The sequence below is a fragment of the Mycobacterium sp. SMC-15 genome (genome assembly GCF_045310925.1).
GTDB lineage: Bacteria > Actinomycetota > Actinomycetes > Mycobacteriales > Mycobacteriaceae > Mycobacterium.
Window position 1 is genome coordinate 356434 of sequence record NZ_JBJIAJ010000004.1, and the last position, 22263, is coordinate 378696.

General features: G+C 69.7%; 16 protein-coding genes. 7 read left to right on the forward strand and 9 right to left on the reverse strand.

Annotated elements, in window-relative coordinates; translation table 11 throughout:
- Positions 1 to 8: 8 nt before the first annotated feature.
- A complete protein-coding gene (locus ACJH71_RS08660; protein WP_406757595.1) occupies positions 9 to 2969 on the reverse strand; it encodes a UPF0182 family protein in 2961 nt (986 codons plus the stop codon).
- A 56-nt stretch (positions 2970 to 3025) separates the two neighbouring features.
- A complete protein-coding gene (locus ACJH71_RS08665; RefSeq protein WP_406757596.1) occupies positions 3026 to 4045 on the reverse strand; it encodes a PDZ domain-containing protein in 1020 nt (339 codons plus the stop codon).
- Positions 4046 to 4145: 100 nt separating this feature from the next.
- On the opposite strand from ACJH71_RS08665, the gene ACJH71_RS08670 reads away from it, so the two are divergent.
- The gene (locus tag ACJH71_RS08670; RefSeq protein ID WP_406757597.1) at positions 4146 to 5486 is read left to right on the forward strand and encodes a zinc-dependent metalloprotease; all 1341 of its coding nucleotides are present in this window, start codon (positions 4146 to 4148) and stop codon (positions 5484 to 5486) included.
- Positions 5487 to 5501: 15 nt separating this feature from the next.
- Here the strand turns inward: ACJH71_RS08670 and ACJH71_RS08675 are convergent, their stop codons facing one another.
- Positions 5502 to 6368, reverse strand: coding sequence for a lysophospholipid acyltransferase family protein (locus ACJH71_RS08675; protein ID WP_406757598.1), 867 nt, complete (start codon positions 6366 to 6368; stop codon positions 5502 to 5504).
- Positions 6369 to 6415: 47 nt separating this feature from the next.
- On the opposite strand from ACJH71_RS08675, the gene ACJH71_RS08680 reads away from it, so the two are divergent.
- The 3 genes from ACJH71_RS08680 to ACJH71_RS08690 are packed head-to-tail and all read left to right on the forward strand — an operon-like array spanning position 6416 to position 9312.
- Positions 6416 to 6991 (forward strand): TetR family transcriptional regulator, encoded by a 576-nt coding sequence (locus ACJH71_RS08680; protein WP_406757599.1) that lies wholly within the window; start codon positions 6416 to 6418, stop codon positions 6989 to 6991.
- A 40-nt stretch (positions 6992 to 7031) separates the two neighbouring features.
- A complete protein-coding gene (locus tag ACJH71_RS08685) occupies positions 7032 to 7919 on the forward strand; it encodes a TOMM precursor leader peptide-binding protein (RefSeq protein ID WP_406757600.1) in 888 nt (295 codons plus the stop codon).
- A gap of 37 nt (positions 7920 to 7956) precedes the next feature.
- A complete protein-coding gene (locus tag ACJH71_RS08690; RefSeq protein WP_406757601.1) occupies positions 7957 to 9312 on the forward strand; it encodes an ABC1 kinase family protein in 1356 nt (451 codons plus the stop codon).
- Positions 9313 to 9324: 12 nt separating this feature from the next.
- Here the strand turns inward: ACJH71_RS08690 and ACJH71_RS08695 are convergent, their stop codons facing one another.
- Entirely contained in the window at positions 9325 to 9570 is a 246-nt protein-coding gene (locus ACJH71_RS08695; RefSeq protein ID WP_406757602.1) for a WhiB family transcriptional regulator, read from the reverse strand.
- Positions 9571 to 9867: 297 nt separating this feature from the next.
- Positions 9868 to 12021: an ATP-dependent DNA helicase UvrD2 gene (locus tag ACJH71_RS08700; RefSeq protein ID WP_406757603.1), complete on the reverse strand. Its 2154-nt coding sequence runs from the start codon at positions 12019 to 12021 to the stop codon at positions 9868 to 9870.
- A 73-nt stretch (positions 12022 to 12094) separates the two neighbouring features.
- Between ACJH71_RS08700 and ACJH71_RS08705 the strand changes: the two genes are divergently transcribed.
- On the forward strand, positions 12095 to 12343 hold the full coding sequence (locus ACJH71_RS08705; RefSeq protein ID WP_024443678.1) for a mycoredoxin: 249 nt from the start codon (positions 12095 to 12097) through the stop codon (positions 12341 to 12343).
- Between the two features lie 5 nt (positions 12344 to 12348).
- Here the strand turns inward: ACJH71_RS08705 and nudC are convergent, their stop codons facing one another.
- From nudC to ACJH71_RS08725, 4 genes are read right to left on the reverse strand one after another with little or no spacing between them, the layout of a single operon-like run.
- A complete protein-coding gene (gene nudC / locus ACJH71_RS08710) occupies positions 12349 to 13275 on the reverse strand; it encodes an NAD(+) diphosphatase (RefSeq protein ID WP_406757604.1) in 927 nt (308 codons plus the stop codon).
- Positions 13276 to 13324: 49 nt separating this feature from the next.
- Positions 13325 to 14401, reverse strand: coding sequence for a potassium channel family protein (locus ACJH71_RS08715; protein WP_406757605.1), 1077 nt, complete (start codon positions 14399 to 14401; stop codon positions 13325 to 13327).
- Between the two features lie 56 nt (positions 14402 to 14457).
- Entirely contained in the window at positions 14458 to 17850 is a 3393-nt protein-coding gene (locus ACJH71_RS08720; RefSeq protein ID WP_406757606.1) for an ATP-dependent helicase, read from the reverse strand.
- Positions 17847 to 20987: an ATP-dependent helicase gene (locus tag ACJH71_RS08725; protein ID WP_406757607.1), complete on the reverse strand. Its 3141-nt coding sequence runs from the start codon at positions 20985 to 20987 to the stop codon at positions 17847 to 17849. The genes ACJH71_RS08720 and ACJH71_RS08725 overlap by 4 nt, the downstream gene beginning before the upstream one ends.
- Positions 20988 to 21045: 58 nt before the next feature.
- On the opposite strand from ACJH71_RS08725, the gene ACJH71_RS08730 reads away from it, so the two are divergent.
- Both ACJH71_RS08730 and ACJH71_RS08735 read left to right on the forward strand, forming a co-directional pair.
- Positions 21046 to 21834, forward strand: coding sequence for an alpha/beta fold hydrolase (locus ACJH71_RS08730; protein ID WP_406757608.1), 789 nt, complete (start codon positions 21046 to 21048; stop codon positions 21832 to 21834).
- 11 nt (positions 21835 to 21845) lie between these two features.
- Entirely contained in the window at positions 21846 to 22142 is a 297-nt protein-coding gene (locus tag ACJH71_RS08735) for an MGMT family protein (protein ID WP_406757609.1), read from the forward strand.
- Positions 22143 to 22263: the final 121 nt, after the last annotated feature.

Here is a 22263-nt window from a genome sequence, read left to right on the forward strand (position 1 = left end):
ACCGCGCGCTATTTGGCGCTGTTGAACTTGGCCATCGCGTCGTCGAGGCGTTGCAGCGCCGCACCGTAGGCCGCGAAGTCGCCGCGATGCTGGGTGTCTCGCACCGCAGTGAGCGCCGCCTCGATCTCGCGCAGCGCCGCAGCTTTAGCCGGCGACAGCCCGGCCTCGGCGGACGGCGGCGTGGGCACCGCGGCCACCGGCGGGGTGGCCGAGGGCGGTGTCCCCTGCGCAGCCGCGCCACTCTCGGTGGGGGCGATGTCGGTGGCCGCCGCGCTCGCGCCCGGTCCGAACAGACCGGTCAGCGCGTCAGAGACCGTCGGCCCGTAACCAATCTTGTCGTTGTACATCATCGCCACCCGGATCAAGCGCGGGTACGACGACGAGGCGTCGCTGGAACCCGGTGAGGCATAGACCGGTTCGACGTAGAGCAGACCGCCCTGTGCCACCGGCAGAGTCAGCAGATTGCCCCACCGGATGCGGTTCTGGTTGTCGCGACCGATCACACCGAGGTCCTGGCTGACCGTGGTGTCGGTGGTGATCGCGTTGTTGGCCAGTTTGGGCCCGTTGACCTGCCCGGGAATGGTCAGCACGGTGATCTTGCCGTAGGTGTCCGGGTCCGAGCTGGCGCTGATGTAGGCGGCCAGATAGTCGCGCTTGAATCGGTTCATCGCGCTGGTCAGCTGGTAGGACGCCGAATTATCACCCTTGGCAAGGTTTTTCGCGACGATGTAGTACGGCGGCTGGAAGCTGCTGGCGGTCGGGTTGGGGTCCAGCGGCACGTCCCAGAAGTCCGAGGTGGAGAAGAAGGTCACCGGGTCGTTGACGTGATACTTGGCCAGCAACATGCGCTGCACCTTGAACAGGTCTTCGGGGTAACGCAGGTGCTCGGCGAGCTCGGGCGAGATGTCGGACTTCGGTTTGACCGTTCCGGGGAACACCTTCATCCATGCCCGCAGCACCGGGTCGTGCTCGTCTTGGGCGTACAGGCTCACCGTTCCGTCGTAGGCGTCGACGGTGGCCTTCACCGAGTTGCGGATGTAGGACACCCGCCGGTCCGGCAACAGCCGGTTGAACTCCACGTCTTTGGAGTCCGCGGTCGCCGACGACAGAGACGTCAGCTCCGAGTAGGGGTAGTTGTCCAGCGTGGTGTAGCCGTCGATGATCCACACCAGTCGTTTGTTGACGATCGCCGGGTACACCGTCGAATCGGTGGTCAGCCAGGGCGCCACCGCCTGGACCCGGCTCGCCGGGTCGCGGTTGAACAAGATCTTGCTGTCCGCGCCGATCACATTGGAGAACAAGAAGTTGCGCTCGGCGAACTTCGCGGCGAATACGCTGCGGGCCAACCAATTTCCTACGCCCACACCGCCGGCGCCGGTGTAGGTGTAGTTCTTGGTCTCGGTGTTGGTCTCATAGTCGTACTCGCGGTCGGCACCATTGCGTCCGACGATCGCGTAGTCGGCGACGGTGTCGGCGATCACCGGACCGTAGTAGACACGCGGCTGGTCCAGGCGGGCCGGCCCGTCGGAGACGACACCGCCGTTGGCACCGACGACGTTGGCCAAGAACTCCGGGTATCCACCGTTCTGGTTGGGGTCGTTGGCGATACCGCGCACGGTGTTGGCCGGGGAGGCGATGAACCCGTTGCCGTGGGTGAACACCGTGTGCCGGTTGATCCAGTCACGCTGGTTGTCGATCAGTCGATCCGGGTTCAGCTCGCGGGCGGCGACCACGTAGTCACGCAGCTGGCCCTCGTCGTCGCGATACCGGTCGATGGTGAGCTGGTCGGGGAAGTAGTAGAAGTTCTTGCCCTGCTGAAACTGGGTGAATGCCGGGCTGACGATGGTCGGGTCCAGCAGCCGAATGTTGGAGGTGGTAGCCGCATCGGCGCCCACCTGCGCGGCCGTCGCTCGCGCATCACCGCGGTAGTCCCGGTAGGTGACCACATCTTCGGTCAGCCCATAGGCCGCGCGGGTCGCCGTGATGGAGCGGGAGATGTATTCGCTTTCCTTCTGCGCCGCGTTCGGCTTGACGCTGAACTGTTCGACGATCAGTGGCCAGCCCGCGCCGACCACGACCGACGACAGCAGCAGTAGCACCAAACCGATCGCCGGAATCTGCAAGTCGCGCAGCACGATCGCCGAGAACACCGCGACCGCGCAGATCAGGGCGATCGCCAGCAGGATCATCTTGGCCGGTAGCACCGCATTGATGTCGGTGTAGCCGGCTCCGGTGAAGGGCTTGCCGGTGCGGGTGTGGCTGAGCAGCTCATAGCGATCCAGCCAGTAGGCCCCGGCCTTGAGCAGCACCAGGGTGCCGATCAGGCTGACCACCTGGATGCGCGCCGGGCGGCTCAGGGCGCCGGCCCGGCCGGACAGCCGAATACCGCCGAAGATGTAGTGCGTGGTCAGGTTGGCGATGGTGGCCAGGCACAGCGTCGCCAGCAGCAGCCCCACCACCAGCCGGTAGAACGGCAGGTCGAAGGCGTAGAAGCCCAGGTCTTTGCCGAACTGCGGATCGTTGATCCCGAAGTCACCGCCACGCAGGAACAGCTGGATGCGCACCCAGTAACTCTGCGCGACGATGCCCGCCAGCACACCGATGCCGGCCGGAATCCCGAATCCGAACAGCCGCAGCCGCGACAGCACGGTGGTCCGATACCGCGCCACCGGGTCGTTGACCCCGTTGCTGGGGACGAACACCGGCCGGACCCGGAAGGCCGTGGCCATCGCGGCGAACACGATTCCGCCTACCAACAGCGTCACCACGACGAACGTGATCAGCCGGGTCAGCAACGTGGTGACGAACACCGAGCGGTAGCCCAGCTCGCCGAACCACAACCAGTCGACATAGCCGTCGATCAGCCGCGGCCCCACCAGCAGCAGCGCGATCACGACGAACGCGCTGCCGACCATGATCCGGCTGCGCGCGGTCAATTTCGGCATCCTCGCGGTGGGCCGCATCCCCACGTGCCACGCTCCCTAGCTCAGTTGTTCCTGACGGCCCCACTGTAGCCAACGAAGTCTCAGCAAGAGGGCGGCTGACCTCCGTCGGTGATGGTTCGCAGCGCGCCAACCGCCTGGGCGAGGTTGTCGACCTTGACCAGTTGCAGACCCTTGTCGTCGTTTCTGGCTTCGTAGCAGTTGTCGGCCGGGACCAGAAACACCGTCGCGCCGGCCTCGCGGGCCGCCATCATCTTGTGCGCGATCCCGCCGATCGAGTCGACCTGGCCGTTGGCCTTGATGACCCCGGTGCCGGCAACGAAATTCGGCCCGGCCAGGGTGCCGGTGGTCAGCTTGTCGACGACGGCCAGCGAGAACATCAGCCCCGCCGACGGGCCGCCGATGTTGGCGAGGTTGAAGTCGATGGTGAACGGCGCCCACGGCGCATCGAGGACGGACACGCCCAGGAATCCGTTGGCGCGGTCCTTGTTCTCTCCGAGCGTAATCCGCGCCGTACCGGGCGCGGCGTTCTTGCGCCGGTAGTCGATGACAACCGTCTGGCCCGGCTTGGTGTCGGCCAGCCGCGCGGTGAACTGCTGCACGGTGTAGACCGGTTCGCCGTCCACGGCGTCCACGGCATCGCCGCGCTGCAGCGCGCCGGCCGACGGTCCCGGGTCGTGGACGTCGGCGAGGGTGACCGCTGACGGGTAGCGCAGGTAGCCCAGCGCGGCATACTCGGCGCTCTGCTCGGACGCACGGAAGTCGGCGTCGTTGCTCTCGTCGACTTCCTGACGGGACTTGCCGGGCGGATATACCAGGTCACGAGGCATGAGCTGCTCACGTCCGGACAGCCACAGAGCCAGCGCCTCCCCCAGTGTCAGACCGTCGCGCTGGGACACCGTGGTCATGTTGAGGTGACCGGTCGTCGGGTGCGTGGTGGTCCCCTCGATGTCGACCACCTGCTTGCCGTCGATCATCCCGAGGGTGTCGAACGTGGGTCCCGGCCCCAAGGACACGAACGGCACCGTCACCGCCGTCAGCAGCACGCCGAATGCGATCACCGGCAGCACAGCCGCCAACAGCGTCAGAATCCGCCTGTTCACCCCGGGTATGGTAAACGGCCGCCGCCCAGGCGGTAACGGCCCGACCGCCGGTGGCGGCGTGTCGTACCGCCGGAGGTTGCCGGTGAGTACGGTTGTGTCTATGGCTGATCTGCCCTTCGGTTTCTCTTCCGGGGACGACCCCGACCGCGAGCGAGGCTCCGGGCCCACCGACCCGTTCGGTATGGGTGCTGGCTTCAACATGGCCGATCTGGGTCAGGTTTTCACCCAGCTCGGGCAGATGTTCAGCGGCGCCGGCCGGGTGAGTGCCGACGGCCGACCAGCCGGGCCGGTCAACTACGACCTGGCACGACAGGTCGCGACCAAGTCCATCGGTTCGGTCTCGCCCGTCACCGCGTCGACCGCGACCGCCATCGGCGACGCGGTGCACCTGGCCGAGACCTGGCTCGACGGCGCCACCTCGCTACCGGCCGGCACCACCAGCGGGGTCGCCTGGACGCCCGTGGACTGGGTCGAGCACACCATGACCACCTGGCAGCGACTGTGCGACCCGATGGCCGAACAGGTTTCGTCGGTGTGGGCGTCGGCACTGCCGGAAGAGGCCAAGAGCATGGCCGGCCCACTGTTGTCGGTGATGTCGCAGATGGGCGGGTTGGCGTTCGGTTCCCAATTGGGCCAGGCGCTGGGACGGCTGTCCGGAGAGGTGCTGACCTCGACCGACATCGGCCTGCCGCTGGGCCCCAGCGGGGTGGCCGCGCTGCTGCCCAGTGCGATCGAGGAATTGGCCGGCGGGCTGGAACAGCCGCGCAGTGAGATCGTCACCTTCCTGGCCGCCCGCGAGGCCGCCCACCACCGGTTGTTCACCCACGTGCCGTGGCTGTCCAACCAGTTGCTCAGCGCTGTGGAGGCCTACGCCCGGGGGATGAAGATCGACATCCGGGGCATCGAGGAACTGGCGCAGGGCTTCGATCCGGCGGCGATGACCGACCCCTCGGCCATGAACGAGCTGCTCAACCAAGGCGTGTTCGAGCCCAAGTCGACTCCGGAGCAACTCGCCGCACTGGAGCGCCTCGAGACCCTGCTGGCCTTGATCGAGGGCTGGGTGCAGACCGTGGTCAATGCGGCGCTGGGCGACCGCATCCCGGGCACCGCCGCACTCTCGGAGATGCTGCGCCGGCGACGGGCCACCGGTGGCCCGGCCGAGCAGACGTTCGCCACCCTGGTTGGTCTGGAACTGCGACCGCGCAAGCTGCGCGAGGCCGCCGTGCTGTGGGAGCGGTTGACCACGGCGGTCGGATCCGACGCTCGCGACAAGGTGTGGCAGCACCCCGACCTGTTGCCCGAGTCCTCCGATCTCGACGAGCCGGCCGCGTTCATCGACCGGATCATCGGTGGCTCCAGCGACGTCGACTCGGCCATCGACCAGGCGATTGCGGAGTTCCAGCGCGAGGCCGGCAACAAAGGCGACGACACCGACGACTGAGTCGCGGCCGCCAGATCAGTTAGGTACTGGTGGTGAGACTGCGTGCCGCCAAGCTAACGGATTGAGGTGCCGGTAGGGATCCTCGGCGCGGACGTCCAGCAGCTCGGCCAAGATCCGCTCGAGCGACTGCTGAGTCGACTCCCGCACGGTGGCAACCCATTTCTCGCTCGAGACGCGGTCGGGCTTGCTGGTGTCGATGGGGGCGCCGAAGCGCAAGTACATCCGCTGCGGGCGCGGGATAAGGGTGGGGCCGATGCCGTGCTGCAGGGGGATGGCCATGTCCGGCGGGCCTGAAAGCCGGCGGGAAACAGCCGTGCTGAAGCGCTCCCAGCTGCCACCGCGACGACTCAGACTTCGATAGACGTCATCGCCACCGACCAATCCGACGGGCACGATCGGATAGTCGTGTTCGACTGCGAGGCGGGCGAAACCGGCCCGGCCCTGCCAGCGCAGCGTGTACTCCTCCCCCTTGAATTTGGGAATCTCGCGACCGCCTCCGGGGAACACCAGAATGGGCTCGCCTCGGCGCATCAGTTCGCGGACGGGTTCGGGCGCGCCTACCAGCGCCCCCGCAGCGGCGAGTAGATCCCGCGCCGGGCCCCGCATGCGCCCGAACTGCCGGTCGGTCAGTGGCCGGACTCGTTTGCCGATCGCCCGCCGAACATGGAACGGAATCAACAGGGCTTCCACACTGACCTGAGTGTGATTGCCTACCAAGAGAAATCGGCCATCGGCGGGTAGGTTGTCGAGCCCCTCGACGTAGGGTCGGTATGCCTCGACGACGGGTGTGACCGCGTCGGCAACGGCCTCCACCGCCCGCCGCATGGCCTCGACTCGCGGCGGGTGGTTCAGGATCGCGTCAGTGTCATGGAGCACGTGCATGTCCTCACATTACAGAACGAACTAGTTCGTATGGTTATGATCTTGCTGTGAGGAGGAGCGCCACCGAACTGCGTGACCAGATATTGGACGCCGCCCGCGTCGAGTTCGCTCGCCATGGGCTTGCCGGCTCGCGCATCGACCGCATCGCCCGCGAGGCGCACGCCAGCAAGGAACGTCTCTACGCCCACTTCGGCGACAAGGAAGCACTGTTCCGAGAAGTGGTGGCCACCGACGTGGCGGCCTTCTATCGGTCGGTCACTCTTCGGCCCGACGCGGTGCCCGAATTCGCCGGCGACGTCTACGATTTGGGCAGAGGCCGCCCCGAGCACCTTCGCATGATCACCTGGGCGCGCCTGGAAGGCCTGGCCCTCGACGAGCCCCACGCCGACGGGCAGGCGATCTTCGAGCACGCGATCACCGCCATCGAAACCGCCCAGGCCGACGGGCACGTCGACAGCTCCTTTGAACCCCTCGATCTGCTGGCCCTGCTGTTCGGGATCGGCCTGGCCTGGGCCCACTCCCCCGACCCCTACGAAACCCTCACCGACCGCACCGTCATCGCACGCCAACGCGGCGCGGCTGTGGAGGCCGCCCGGCGCATCGTTGCGCGCCCCTGTGGATGACGGGAGGGTTGTTGCCACCCGGCATGGCAGGGTCGCGTGCGTGAGAAGGGTTGGTTCCGAGACCGCCACCTACACCCTCGATCCGGCTCTGCCGGTGTTGCTGCGCCCCGACGGTGCTGTGCAGGTCGGCTGGGATCCGCGGCGCGCCGTGCTGGTGCAGCCGCCACGGGGGCTGAGCACGGCCGCGCTGGCCACTGTCCTGCGCGTGATGCAGATCCCGACCACCGGCGCCGCGCTGCACCACGAAGCCGCCCAACACGGCGCGGTGGACACCGCGGAGCTGGACGCCCTGTTAGCCGCGCTGGTGACGGCGGGTGTCGCAGTCCGCGGCGCCGGGCCGCGCCGTCAGTGCCGCACGGTCTCGCTGCGGGTGCACGGCCGCGGCCCCTTGTCGGATCTGCTGGTCGAATCGCTGCGCTACTCGAGCGCCGTGGTCCAGCACAGCAGTCATCCGCACGCCGTTGTGAGCACCGCCGGGACCGATCTGGTGGTGCTGGCGGACTACCTGGTCTCCGACCCCAGGCTGATACGTGAACTGCACGCCGAGCGGGTACCGCACCTGCCGGTGCGGGTGCGCGACGGCACCGGAGTGGTCGGCCCGCTGGTCTTGCCGGGGGTCACCAGCTGCCTGGGGTGCGCCGACCTGCACCGGCGGGACCGGGACGCCGCGTGGCCCGCGGTGGCCGCGCAACTACGTCATACCGTCGCCCACGTCGACCGGGCCACCGTGCTGGCAACGGCGGCTTTGGCACTGGGCCAAGTCGACCGGGTGATCGCGGCAGTGCGCGGGACGGCAGCCGGCGCGGGCCTGGCCGCTCCCCCGACGCTGAACGCCACCCTGGAGCTGGACCTGGCCGCCGGATCGATCGTGACCAGGCGCTGGGTCCGGCACCCGCTATGCGATTGCCGAGGCCTGGATCGGCACTGAAGATTGTCACCGCGGTGACCGGCACCACAACGACGTCATGGATGATGGACAGGTGTCAGAAATCAAACGCGGAAGCGCAGCGCGCAATGCGAAGCTGGCCAGCCTGCCCGTCGGCTTCGCCGGCCGGGCAGCACTCGGGCTCGGGAAACGGCTGACCGGCAAGTCCAAGGACGAGGTCACCGCCGAACTCATGGAGAAGGCGGCCGACCAGTTGTTCACCGTCCTCGGTGAGCTCAAGGGCGGCGCCATGAAGGTGGGCCAGGCCCTGTCGGTGATGGAAGCGGCCATCCCCGAGCAATTCGGCGAGCCCTACCGGGAGGCGCTGACCAAGCTGCAGAAGGACGCACCGCCGCTGCCCGCGGACAAGGTGCACCGGGTGCTCGACGCACAGCTGGGCACCAAGTGGCGGGAACGGTTCACCGACTTCGACGACACCCCCATCGCCTCGGCCAGCATCGGCCAGGTGCACAAGGCGGTGTGGGCCGACGGCCGTCCCGTCGCAGTCAAGATCCAGTACCCCGGCGCCGACGAGGCGCTGCGGGCCGACCTCAAGACGATCCGGCGGTTGACCGGCGTCTTCAAACAGCTGGCACCCGGCGTCGACGTCAAGGGCGTCGTCGACGAGCTCATCGAGCGCACCGAGATGGAGCTGGACTATCGGCTCGAAGCCGACAACCAGCGCATCTTCGCCAAGGCCTACGCCGGCCACCCGCACTTCCAGATTCCGAACGTGGTGGCCAGCGCCCCCAAAACGGTGATCCAGGAGTGGATCGACGGCGTCGGAATGGCCGAGATCATCCGCAACGGCACCGTCGAGCAGCGTGACCTGATGGGAACCCGGCTGGCCGAATTCACCTGGGACGCGGCGCGCCGGCTGGAACTGATCCATGGCGACGCTCACCCCGGCAACTTCATGCTGATGCCGGACGGCCGGATGGGCGTGATCGACTTCGGCGCGGTGGCACCGATGCCCGGCGGTTTCCCGCCGGAACTGGGCGCCGCGGTGCGCTACGCCCGGGACAAGGACTACGACAAGGTCATCGAGACCATGCGCCAGGGCGGCTTCATCCAGAAGGGCCAGACCGTCTCGGTGCGCGAGATCGACGAGATGCTGCGCCAGCACGTCGAGCCGGTGGAAGTCGAAGTGTTCCACTACACCCGCAAGTGGCTGATGCGGATGGCCGGCAAGCAACTGGAGCGGCCGGTCGAGCAGCTCAAGACCGCCCGCCAGCTGGATCTGCCGCCCAAGCTCGCGATGCCGATGCGGGTGCTCGGGTCGACCACGGCGATCATGTGCCAGCTCGATGCCCACGTGCCGATCAAGCGGCTTTCCGAGGAACTGGTGCCGGGCTTCACCGACCCCGAAGACGCCGCGGCCAGTCCCTCGTCCTGATGCTGCGGCCGCTCACGCGGCCACCGGCTCCTTACGGGGGCGGCCACGAGGCCGTTTGCGACCGATGACACTGCCCCGGTCGAGGATCTCGCCGCCCCACACACCCCACGGCTCGGCGCGCTGCAACGCCGCTGCCAGGCACCGCTGGCGGATCGGGCACTGAGCGCAGCGCGCCTTGGCCCGCTCCAGATCGGCCGGGTCGTCGGCGAACCACAGATCGGGATCGCTCTTACACGGCAACTTGAGGGTTCTCGACATGATGTATCTGCTTTCCGGTCGGTTCGTGGGGTTCGGATCCGGGCCGGTCGGCGGGCCGCCGAGCGAAAAAATGGCCACGGATCCTGGTCGGGTCCGTGGCCATCGGGGATGGGGCTGCTGTTAGGGCGAACCCCGATGCACGGACGCGTCTACGGCGGCGGCGGCATGGCGCGCCGCCGCCTCGGCAGCGGCGGCATGGCGCGCGCCGGCTACCCGCAGGACGTTGATCGTGGTCATGGGTTCCGAGGCTAGCCGCTCGGCCCACCGATCCACAACCGAATTACCGCCCGCGGCGGCTCAACCCCGGTTGCGGACCAGTTCCAGCACGTCGGGGCCGAACTGTTCCAGCTTGCGCGCGCCGATGCCCGGGATGGCCACCAGGGCGGCCTCGTCGCCGGGCAGCATCTCGGCGATCGCGGTCAGGGTGTTGTCGGAAAAGACGATGTAAGCCGGCACTTTCAGCTCGGTTGCGGTGCGCAGGCGCCAGTCCTTGAGCGCCACCAGCAGCTCGGTGTCGACGTCGGCAGCGCAGGTCTCGCAGCGGCTGAGCATGATGGCCGCCGGAGTGGCCAGCGCCTTATTGCAGACGCGGCAGTACTTCGGGGCACCACGAGCCCGTCGCTTGCCGGGGGTGGCAGTGGCGTCGGCCTGCGGGGCAATACCGCTGAGGAAACGCGACGGCTTGCGGCCGGCCCGCCCGCCGGGGGCGCGGGCCAGCGCCCAACTCAGCGTGAGGTGGATCCGGGCCCGGGTGACGCCGACGTAGAGCAGTCGGCGTTCCTCTTCGACTGCCTCGCTGTCCGCGCCGTGCGCCAGGGCGTGCGAGATGGGCAGGGTGCCGTCGGCGAGACCGACCAGAAACACCGCGTCCCACTCCAGCCCCTTGGCGGCGTGCAGTGACGCCAAGGTGACGCCCTGCACCGTCGGCGGGTGACGAGAGTCAGCGCGCATCCGCAGTTCGGTCAACAGTGCGGGCAGATCGAGGTCGGGGCGTTGCGCCACCTCGTCGTCGACAAGTTCGGCCAGTGCACCGAGGGCCTCCCAGCGTTCGCGCGCCTTGGCCCCGCTGGGTGGTTCGGTGGTCAGACCGAGCGGTTCCAGCACACCGCGCACGATTTCCGACAGCGGCGACCCGCTGCGCCCGGCTTCGCCGCGCTGGCGATAGCCGCCCTCGGGTAGCGGCCCGTCCGCTCCGCGCTCCGCCGCCCGCTGCAAGGCGATCAGCGCCTGGCGGATCTCCTGGCGGGTGAAGAAACCCTCCCCGCCGCGCACCTGATACGCGATGCCGGCCTCGGTCAGTGCCTCCTCGTAGACCTCTGACTGCGCGTTGATCCGATACAGCACGGCGATCTCGGCCGCAGCGGTGCCGTCGTGGATCAGCCGGGCGATGGATTTGGCTACCGCCGCGGCCTCGGCGACCTCGTCGGGATGCTCCCGAAAGACCGGCGCCGGGCCGGGTTCGCGCTGACCGATCAGCTTCAGTTTGCTGCCGGACACCCGCCCACGCGCGGCGGCGATCACCCGGTTGGCCAGCGACACCACCTCGGGGGTGGACCGGTAGTCGCGCTCCAGGCGCACCAGCGCGGCGTCCGGGAACCGGCGGGTGAAGTCCAGCAGATAGCGCGGCGAGGCACCGGTGAACGAATAGATGGTCTGGTTGGCGTCGCCGACCACGGTCAAATCGTCGCGCTCCCCCAGCCAAGCCGACAGCACCCGCTGCTGCAGCGGGGTGACGTCCTGGTATTCGTCGACGACGAAGCAGCGGTAGCGGTCCCGGAATTCGGCGGCCACCGCCGCGTCATTCTCGATGGCGGCGGCGGTGTGCAGCAGCAGGTCGTCGAAGTCGAGCATCGCCACTTCGCCGCGGGCCTTCAGCGCCTCATACCCGGCGTAGACGTCGGCCAGCTTCGCGGCGTCCAGCGGGGTGTCGCGGCCGGCCGCGGCCACCGCCTCGGGATACTGCTCCGGCCCGATCAGCGATGCCTTGGCCCACTCGATCTCGCCGGCCACGTCGCGGACGTCGTCATTGCTCAACCGCAGGCCGGCGTGGCCGGCGGCGCGGGCGACCACCCCGAACTTGCGGTCCAACAGTTCCCAACCGGTGGCGCCGACCACCCGCGGCCAGAAATAACGCAACTGCCGCCGGGCGGCCGCGTGGAACGTCAGCGCCTGAACTCCGCCCACCCCGGCGGCCGCTCCCGCGCCGGCCGCCGAACCCAGGGCACGCAGCCGCGACCGCATCTCGCCGGCGGCACGCTGGGTGAACGTCACCGCCAGCACCTGTCCGGGCGCAACGTGCCCCCCGGCGACCAGCTGGGCGATGCGGTGGGTGATGGTGCGGGTCTTGCCGGTCCCGGCGCCGGCAAGAACGCAGACCGGGCCACGCGGCGCCAGCACCGCAGCACGCTGCTCCTCGTCCAGGCCGGCGATCAGCGCATCCATGGCGTCCATCTTGGCAGGCACCCCCGACGGCCCCGGACGCCGATTCGGGAATCATCGGGTGACCTATTAGGTTTGGGGAGTTATGAACCAGCTCGTCATGTACACGACCCAATGGTGTGGCTACTGCCGGCAGCTCAAAGCGTCGTTGAAGAAGCTCGAGATCGACTACGAGGAGATCGACATCGAGCTGGACCCGACGGCGGCGGAATTCGTCAGCTCAGCCAACGGCGGCAACCGCACGGTGCCGACGCTGCGCTTCGCCGACGGCTCGACGCTGACGAACCCGACCGGACGTGAGGTCAAGGCGAAGCTGGAGCGCCTGGGCGGCTAGACCCGTCAGGTCGATTCGGCCCACGACTCGATGATGGTCCGAGCGATCGAGATCGACCCGGGCAGCAGCAGTTTGGCATCCGGGTCGCCGCTGTTCCACGCCCCGGCGGACAGCGCGGCCCGCACCTCGTCACGGGTGAACCAGGCCGCCTCGGTGATCTCGCCGTCGCTGAACACGAAGGTCTGGCCCGGGTCGGCAACGGCGTGGAAGCCGACCATCAGTGACCGCGGGAACGGCCACGGCTGGCTGCCCAGATAGGTCACATCGCGCACGGTCAGCCCGACCTCTTCGTGCACCTCACGGACCACGCAGGTCTCGAACGACTCGCCGGCCTCGACGAAGCCCGCCAGCAGCGAGAACATCCGGACCGGCCAGTTGTGCTGGCGGGCCAGCACCACACGGTCGTCGCCGTCATGCACCAGGCAGATCACCGCCGGGTCGATGCGCGGGAACTCCTCGACGCCGCTGACCGGATTGGCTCGCGCCCAGCCGCTGCGCACCGGCTTGGTCGGCGTGCCGTCGACGGCCGAAAACCTGGCACTGTCATGCCAATTCAGCAGCGCGATGGCCGACGACACCAATTGGGCGCTGACGTCGTCGAAGATGTCGCCCGTGGCACGGATGTCCAGCACCGAGACGTCGGCACCGGCCGGGGCCTGCAGCGCGCCGCGGATGGCCCAGACGTGTCGACCGTCCTCGACACGGCCCAGAAACACCGCATCCGATGGCGGTGTATCGCCCACTTCCCGGGCCTCCTGCAGCACCACCCGGCCGGCGGCGACCAAGACCTGGTTGCGGGGATCGACCCGCAGCAGCGCGGCAGACGACCACCCGGCGACGGCCGCGTCGGTGTCGGTCCGCAACTGGTCGGCGCGATCCGCCCCAACCCGCGAGAGCAGGGGCACCTGGCGCAGCTGAAAGTTGCCCATCATTGCACCCCGTGTCGACTCGCCGCGTCCGGCGTCGCCGCGCTTGCGCTCGTCACTGGTTGGTCACCGTACGCACGTAGAGCAACCGGTCGCCGGCCTCGATGGCATCGACCTCGGGTGCATCCAGGCGCAGCAGCCGCCCCTCGCGGACCAAGGCGAGGACGATCTCGTTGAGATGTTTGGCCGATCCGCCGACTTCCTGCTGTTCCACCTCGCGTTCGGCGATGGCGTAGCCGGCGTCCGGGGTGAGCAAGTCCTCGATGATCTCGACCACGTTGGGCGTGGTGGTGGCGATGCCGAGCAGCCGTCCGGCGGTTTCGGAGGACACCACCACCGAGTTGGCGCCGGACTGTTCCAGCAGATGTTGGTTCTCGGCCTCCCGAATGGCCGCCACGATGGTGGCCTGTGGCGCGATCTCGCGGGCGGTCAAGGTGACCAAGGCGGCGGTGGCATCCGAGCCGGTGGCCACCACGATCGCCGATGCACGCTGGGCGCTGGCCAGCCGCAGTACGTCCGATCGGGTCGCGTCGCCGTCGACCGTCACCAGCCCGGCGCTCTTGGCGCGCTCGAGCACGGCACGGTCGTTGTCCACCACGACGATGTCGCTGGGGGTGGTCTCGTCGTCGCCGAGCATCGCGGCGATCGCGGTCTTTCCCTTGGTTCCGTACCCGATGACGATGGTGTGGTCGCGCACTCTTTTCCTCCAACGCTGAATGCGGAATGCCTGCTGGGAAGTCTCGGTAAACGCCTCCACGGTCGTTCCGACCAGCAAGATCAGGAAGGCGATCCGCAGCGGAGTGATGATCGTGACGTTGATCATGCGGGCGAACTCGGTGACCGGCGTGATGTCGCCGTACCCGGTGGTCGACAGCGTCACCGCCGAGTAATACAGGCAGTCCAGGAAGCTCAGCCGGTCGCCTTGTACATCCTGGTAGCCGTCGCGGTCGACGTAGACCAGCAGCGTGGACACCAGCAGCGCCGCCAGTGCAATGGCGGTGCGCCGGTAGACGATGCGACCGGGGCTGTATTGCCCATGAGGGATGCGCAGCACCCCGACAAGCGCGTGGCTGGGTTGGGCGGTCAGCGTCTCGTCGAGACGACGCAACCGCCGCCAGCTAGCTCCCGCCACGACGGGCGGTCATCGGTCGCACCTGACGCACGGACCCACTGTAACCACACGTGTCCTCAGCTGTTGAGCAGCGCGGCGAGCTCAGCCAGTTCGGGCAGTTCTTCGGCGACGACGGTAGCCCCGGTGCGCACGTAGTGGAAGGCGGCTCGCACCTGCGATTCCGGGCAGCCGGTCAACGCGGCCCAGGCCAATCGGTAGACGCCGAGCTGTACGGCGGCGTGCCGGCGTGCCTCGGGCCCATCGGGCGGCGCACCGGTCTTCCAGTCCACCACGGTGACGCCACCGTCGCGATCGGCGAACACCGCGTCGATCCGGCCGCGCACCACCCGGCTGCCGATAGCCATCTCGAACGGCACCTCAACGGCGGTGGGAGTACGGGCCGCCCACGGCGATTCCAGGAAAGCCGCCTGCAGACGTGCCAGCTCCTGCGCATCGGCGCGGGCGGTGTCGGCGTCGGCCGCGCCGGGCAGATCTTCGAGCTCGAAAAGCCGCTCGGCCCCATAGAGTCGCTGGACCCAGTCGTGAAAGGCAGTGCCCAACAACGCATGCGGGTCCGGCCGGGCCGGAAGCCGGCGACTCAGGCGCTGGCCTGCGCCGGCGGGGTCGCGGCTCAACTCCACCAGGCCGCTCACCGAGAGCTGGGTGGGCAGGGTGCGCGCCTGCTGCGTGGCGGTCGTGGCTCGCTCTGCCAACAGCGCGTCGACATCGGCGGCCCACGAACTGACCGCTGCGCCGTCCTGGGGGTCGCCGTCCTGGAGCTCGCCGGCCTGCAATTCTGCGGCGACCAGTGTGGCCCCGCGTTCGACATCACCGCGCCGGCCGGTCAGCGGGTCGACTGGCCAGGTTCCTTCGTTTACGGTGTCGCACAACGGATTTTTCTCTCCATCGGCCGGCGCCTCCGCCCAGTGCTCGACCGATCCGCAGGGCGTCCCGGCCTCGGCCGAGCGATCCATCACCGTCTTGATCTCGGTGAGGAAGTCCGACGGGCCGCGCGGCTTTGTCTCGCCCTGGCCCCAGTGGTGGCCAGAGACCAGCAAGGTGTCCTCGGCGCGGGTGACGGCGACGTAGAGCAGCCGGCGCTCTTCGTCGACCCGCCGCTGATCCAGGCGGCGCTGGTGTTCGGAGATGGCGTCGGACAACTGCTTTCGGTTGGTGACCGCGCCGGTGTCGAGCAGCGGGACGCCATGATCGCCCGGTCCCAGCTTCGCCTCTCCTCCGTCGAGCCTCGCTGAACCGCCCGGCCCATGCGACGGTCCCAGCTTCGCCTCTCCTCCGTCGAGCCTCGCTGAACCGCCGGGCTGCGCCCGGTCGCCGCGCAGCAGCGGCGGCAGTTCGGCGGCATCGGAGAGCCAGCTGCGTCGCGACGCGGTCGACGGGAAAACCCGCGCCACCAGGTGCGGTACCGCGACCACCTGCCATTCCAGTCCCTTGGCGGCATGCACGGTGAGGATCTGGACGCGGTCGGAAGCGACCGCCGGTGCGGCCGGCGCCAGCCCGTTCTCCACCACGGCGGCGGCGTCCAGGTAACCCAGCAGACCTGGCAGAGCGGCGGGCGCCCCGGCGCCGTCCGCATAGCCTGCCACCACGTCGGCGAAGGCGTCCAGCTGTTCGGTGCCGGCCGCACTTGCCGCCACCGGCTGCGCGGCGAGTACCTCGCAGTCCAGGCCGAGCACCCGACGTACCTCGGCGACCAAGTCGGGCAGCGGATGCCACAGGTGCCCGCGCAGCAGGGTCAGTTCCTCGGCAAGGGTGACGATGCGCCGGTACCCGACGGCCGAATAGCGCTCTGCCGGTCCGGGATCGGCGAGCGCGTCGGCCAGACACGCGGTATCGGAATCGGGCCCGGCCGATGCAGCGATCTCGGCAGCCGAGACCGGCGCGGTCGACTGTTCGGGCCGGGCCAGCTCGGCGGCGCGCCGCCACAGCGCGGCCAGATCGGCGGCGCCGAGCCGCCATCGTGGGCCGGTCAGCACCCGCATCGCCGCGGCGCCGGCGGTCGGCTCCTGGATCAGTCGCAGCATCGCCACCAGATCGGCAACCTCCGGCACCGACAGCAGTCCGGCCAGCCCGACCACCTCCACCGGGATACCTCGGGCGCGGATCGCCTCGGCCAGTGGCGCGGCATCGGCGTTGCGCCGCACCAGCACAGCGGCCGTGGGCGGGGGCACGCCGTCGGTATCGGCTTGCCGGTAGCACCGCTGCAATGCCTCGGCGACCCACTCGTCCTCGGCGACTACGTCGGACAGCAGCGCGACCCGCACGTCACCGGGGGGCGCGGCCGGGCGCGGCCGCAGCGATTGCACCGTGACGGAGCGCTGACGTGCCTCAGCGGAGATCTCGTTGGCCAGTTGCAGCACTTCCGGCGGGTTGCGCCAGCTGGTCCGCAACTCCAGGGTGGGTGCCGGGCTGCCGTCGGACAGGGGGAAGTCGGTGGCGAATCGGGGCAGGTTGGTTGCCGAGGCGCCGCGCCAGCCGTAGATCGACTGGATCGGGTCGCCCACCGCGGTCAACGCCAGGCCATCGTCGGCGCCGCCGCCGAACAGCGACGACAAGGCGATGCGCTGGGCATGACCGGTGTCCTGATACTCGTCGAGCAGCACCACCCGGTAGGTGGCGCGCAACCGCGCGCCGACGGCCTCGTTGGATTGCGCAAGCCGAGCGGCCGTGGCCATCTGTGCCCCGAAGTCCATGGCCCGTTCCGTCCGCATGCGTTGGTGCAAGGCGTCGATCAGCGGCACCAGCTCGGCACGTTCGGTCTGGGTGTCGAGCATCTTGAGCAGCGACTGGGTGGGTTCGGCGCGCTGGCGAGGGCCCGGCGGCAGGGTGTGCACCAACCGCTCCAATTCCAGGTGGGTGTGGCGCAGGGCGTCGGTGTCCACCAGGTGTTCGGCCAGTTGCCCGGCCAGCCGCAACACCATCGCGGTGACGGCGGCGGGATCCCGGTCGGTGTGCAGTTCCCCCGGATAGCCGCTGACCACGTCGAACGCCAACTGCCACAACCCGGTCTCGGTGAGCAGCCGGGTGTCGGGCTCGATTCCGAGCAGCAGCCCGTGCTCGCGCAGCAGCGCGCCGGCGAAGGCGTGGTAGGTGCTCACCACAGGTGTTGTCGCCGGGGCACCATCGAGCCTCGCCGAACCGCCGGGTTGGTTCGGTTCGGCCGCCACCAGTCCCGCACCGGCCAACCGCGCCAGCCGGGATCGCACCCGGCGCAGCAGTTGGCCGGCCGCCTTGCGGGTAAACGTCAGCCCCAGGACCTGGCCGGGGTGGGCATAGCCGTTGGCAACCAGCCACACCACCCGGGCAGCCATCGTCTCGGTCTTGCCGGCGCCCGCGCCGGCGATCACCACCAGGGGACCCGGCGGCGCGGCGATGACCGCAGCCTGCTCCTCGGTGGGTTGGTGCAACCCGAGCGCGGCCGCCAGTTCGGCGGGGTCGTAGCGGTTTCTCATCCCCCGCACCCGCCGTTGTGGGCGGGGCAGATCGGCCGGACCGGGCAGTGCCGGCAGCCGTCGTTGACGCGGGCGGTGAACTGCGGCCCGGCGGTGGCCGCGGCCGCCTGCCCGATCCGCTCCCGCCATTGCCCACCGGTGTCGGGCGTGAGGGGATCCTGTTCGCGTTCGGTGGCGCCGACCGGTCCGGGTTTGGCGGGATAGACCAGGCGGGCGCCACCGGGTTGCTCGTCGGGCCCGATGAGCCCGGCCTCGACCGCCAATTGGTAGACGGCCAGCTGTGCGTGCTGTTGTGCGTCGTCCTTGCTGGCCGGGGTCTTCGCGGTCTTGACGTCGACGACTACCAGCCGGCCGGCGGCGTCGCGTTCGACCCGGTCGATCCGGCCGCGTAGCCGCACCCCGTCATCACCGGCGTCGATCACTCCATCGAAGGCGATCTCCGTGCCGACTTCGGTGAGCTCGCCACGGGTTTGCGCCCGCCATGCCAGGAAAGCCTCGATGATGGCGCGATGCCGGTCGTGTTCGTTGGCCGAGTACCACTGCGATGCGAACGGCAGCTGCTGCCAGGCGCGGTCCAACTCGGCGAGCAGTTCCTGCGGGCTGCCCGCCGATTCGGCGACCAGCGCGTGTACCACCGATCCGATCGTCGAGCGCAGGTCGCGGCCATCGGCCCCGCCGTGGCGTTCGGCCAACCAGCGCAGCGGGCAGTCCAACAGGCTCTGCAACGCCGACGGCGACAGGGTGACCGGGCCGCCTCCGGGGTGCCACAGCGGCTCCTCGGTGCTCAGCGGTGCCGCGCCGTACCAGCTCTGCGGGTCGGCGCCGGGCACCCCGGCCCGGGCGAGCCGCGCCAATTGCGTTGCCGCGTCGGCGCGTTCGGAATCGCTCACAGCTGCCTCCGGTGCGCAGACCACGGCGCGCAGCCGGCCCACCAATCCGGCTGCCGACAGCACCGGCGGGGAAACCACCGGTGCAGCCGGTGCCGTTGTCACCTCGCCGGTGGCGCAGGCCGTGAGTTCGGCGAAGAACTCCGACGGGATCTGCTCCTCGGCGCCGCTGTCCCCGTCGCCGTCGACAGCGGTGATCAGCAGCCGGCGCCGGGCCCGACCCAGCGCCGCAACCAGCAGCCGTCGCTCCTCGGCAAGCAGCGGAGCACGGGCCGAGACCTCTTCCCCGAAGCCCTGCAGGGTGTCCAGCAGCCGCTGGGTTCCCAGCACACCGCCGCGTGGAACGGTGTTGGGCCACAGTCCTTCCTGCACGCCGGCGATGACCACCAGATCCCATTCGCGCCCGAGCGCGGCGTGCGCACTGAGCACACCCACCGCCTCGGTGCCCGTCATGGAATCGGGACGTGGCGCCGCCAACTGCATTGCGGTGACGTACTCGACCAGCCCGGTCAGGGTGGCGCCGGCGGTGCGCGCCACGTACCGCTCGGCGAGGTCGAACAGTGCGGTCACCGCGTCCAGATCCCGACCGGCTTGGGCGCCGGACGGACCACCGCGCTCGGCGGACGACAGCCAACGTTGTTGCAGCCCTGAGCGATTCCAGGCCTGCCACAACGTGTGGTGCGGATCGCGTCCGTCGGCGTGGCTGCGGGCCGCGGCCTGCAGCACCGCCCGAACCCTGCGCAGCGCGCGGGTATGCGCGGCCGGCAGCTCGACAGGCGCACCGGTGAGCACCGCCGCGAGGCGGTCGCCGGGTTCATGCGGCGATTGCAGGCCGGCCGTACCGCGGCGCAGGGTGCGCTGCAGCTGCCGCAGCGAGATCGGGTCCACCCGCCCGATCGGCCCACTGAGCAAGGCCAACGCCCGAGCGCCGTCCACCGCGTCGGCGGTGCACTCCAGCACCGTGAGAAGGGCGGCCACCGCGGGCTGTTCAGCCAACAGTCCACCGCTGGCCGGCAGCGTGACCGGGATGCCGGCGGCGGCCAGGGTGCGCGGTAGCCGCGCGGCCGCCCGCGGCACGGACCGGACGATCACCGCCATCTGCGACCACGGCACCCCGTCGATCAGGTGCGCGCGCCGCAGGGTGTCGGCGATCAGGGCGGCCTCGGCGTGGCTGGTGGCCGCCGTGCGCACGCTCACCGCCCCGGCGTCGGTCCCGGTGCCCTCGATCCGGCGGGTGGCGCTGGTGCCGGGCAGCCGCGCGGCGACGGCGCTGATGGTCCGGGCCACCGCCGGTGCGCACCGATGCGACGTCGTCAGCGTCAGCACGGGGACCGTGGCCCCGTCGGGCTGCGCGTCGTCGGCCAGCAGGACGGTGGGTTCAGCGCCGCGGAATCCGAACACCGCCTGATCGGGGTCGCCCGCGATCACCGTCCGGTGCACGCCGGCGGCCAGCACCCGCACCAATCGGGCCGCCTGCGGGTCGAGTTGCTGCGCGTCGTCGACCAAGAGCAACCGGATCCGGCTGCGTTCGTCAATGAGCAGATCCGGGTCGGTCGCGAATGCCTCCAGCGCCGCCCCGACCAATTCCGCGGCGCCCAGCGCCGGCGTGGTCGCCTGGGGCGCCGCGGTACCGACCGCGGCACGAAGCAGCATCACCTGCTCGTACTGCTGGGCGAACCGGCCCGCGGCTGTCCACTCCGGGCGGCGGCAGCGCTTACCCAACCTGGTCAGCTCGGCTGGGTCCACACCGCGTTCGGCGCAGCGTGCCATCAAGTCGCGCAGTTCGGTGGCGAAGCCGTCGGTGGCCAGTGCCGCGTGCAACGACGGCGGCCAGGCGCCGGCACCGTCCCCGGCGAGCAGTTCACGGATCACGCTGTCCTGCTCGGCACCGGTGACCAGCCGCGGCGGGGTGGCCTCGGCCCGCCGGGCGGCGCGCTGGAGCACCGCGAAGGCGTAGCCGTGCACGGTGCGCACCAGCGGTTCCCGGATCACCTGACCCGCCGCGGGCCCCCCGGCCGCCAGCAACGTCGCGGTCAGCGCTCCACGGTCCGCCGCGGGAAGCCGGCCCCGCCCGGTCAGCAGCAGCACCGAATTCGCGTCCACGCCCGCGGCGACGTGGGCGGTGGCCACCTCCACCAGCAGGCGGGACTTGCCGGTGCCCGGCCCCCCACGTACCTGCACAACGCCACGCGCACCCGGATCGAGAACCGCGGCGACCTGCGCGGTGGACGATCCCCAATCCTGTGGCATGCCGCCTATAAGAGCACTGCCCTCCGACAAGTGCGGGCGCGGCTGGCACCATCGACGGGTGAATCCCGATCATCGACTGCATGTGCACCGCTACGGCCCGGACGGACCAGTGGATCTGCTGGCAGTCCACGGGCTGACCGGTCACGGGGCACGCTGGCGCTACGTGGCCGAGCAACTGCCCGACATCGCCGTCGCCGCGCCGGACCTGATCGGCCATGGACACTCGTCGTGGGCGGCCCCGTGGAGCATCGACGCCAACGTCGCGGCGCTGGCGGCGTTGCTGGAGGGCACCGCGCACGGCCCGGTCCCGGTGGTCGCGCATTCCTTCGGCGGTGCGATAGCGCTGCACCTGGCCGCGGCGCGGCCCGACCTGGTCGATGCACTGATCCTGCTCGACCCGGCGATCGGCCTGGACGGTGAGTGGATGGCCACGATCGCCGCCGCGATGCTGGCTTCCCCCGACTACCCCGATGCCGCGGAGGCGCGGGCCGAGAAGGAGAACGGCGCGTGGTCCGACGTGGATCCCGGCCTGCTCGACGTCGAACTCGACGAGCATCTGATCGCGCTGCCCTCGGGCCGCTTCGGGTGGCGGATCAGCGTGCCCGCGGTGATGTCGTACTGGAGCGAGTTGGCTCGCGCCGTCGTGCTGCCGCAAGCCACGCCGACCACCGTGGTGCGGGCCACCCGCACCTCGCCACCGTATGTGGAAGCGGCCCTCATCGAGGGTCTGCGGGACCGGCTGGGCGCGAACTTCCAGCTGGTCGACTTCGACTGCAATCACATGGTCGACCAGGCCCGTCCCGCCGAGGCTGCCGCCGTGATCCGCGCGCAGCTGGCCCGGCGCTAGGAGCGCAGTCCGTGGCCGCCGTCACCGACGAACAGGTCGAGCTGGTGCGCGCGCTGATCATCAGCGTGCCTGCCGGCCGGGTCACCACCCATGGCGACGTCGCTTCCGCGGCAGGGCTTTCCAGTCCTCGCATCGTGGGATGGATTCTGCGGATCGACGGCACCGACCTGCCCTGGCACCGGGTGGTCCCGGCGTCGGGACGGCCGGCGGCACACTTGCGCACCGAGCAGTTGGAACGCCTTCGTGCCGAGGGAGTGCTGGCCGTCGACGGGAAAGTGGATCTGCACACGCTGCGACACCGGTTCTGACGGCGGCACATTCGGCGAGCGTGTAGTCAGACCGAACAATCGGCGGCAGATTCATACGGTCAGTGCAACATCCATTGATCTGGGGGTTGTCATGCCGAGTGGGTATCCGCATTCGTTGGCG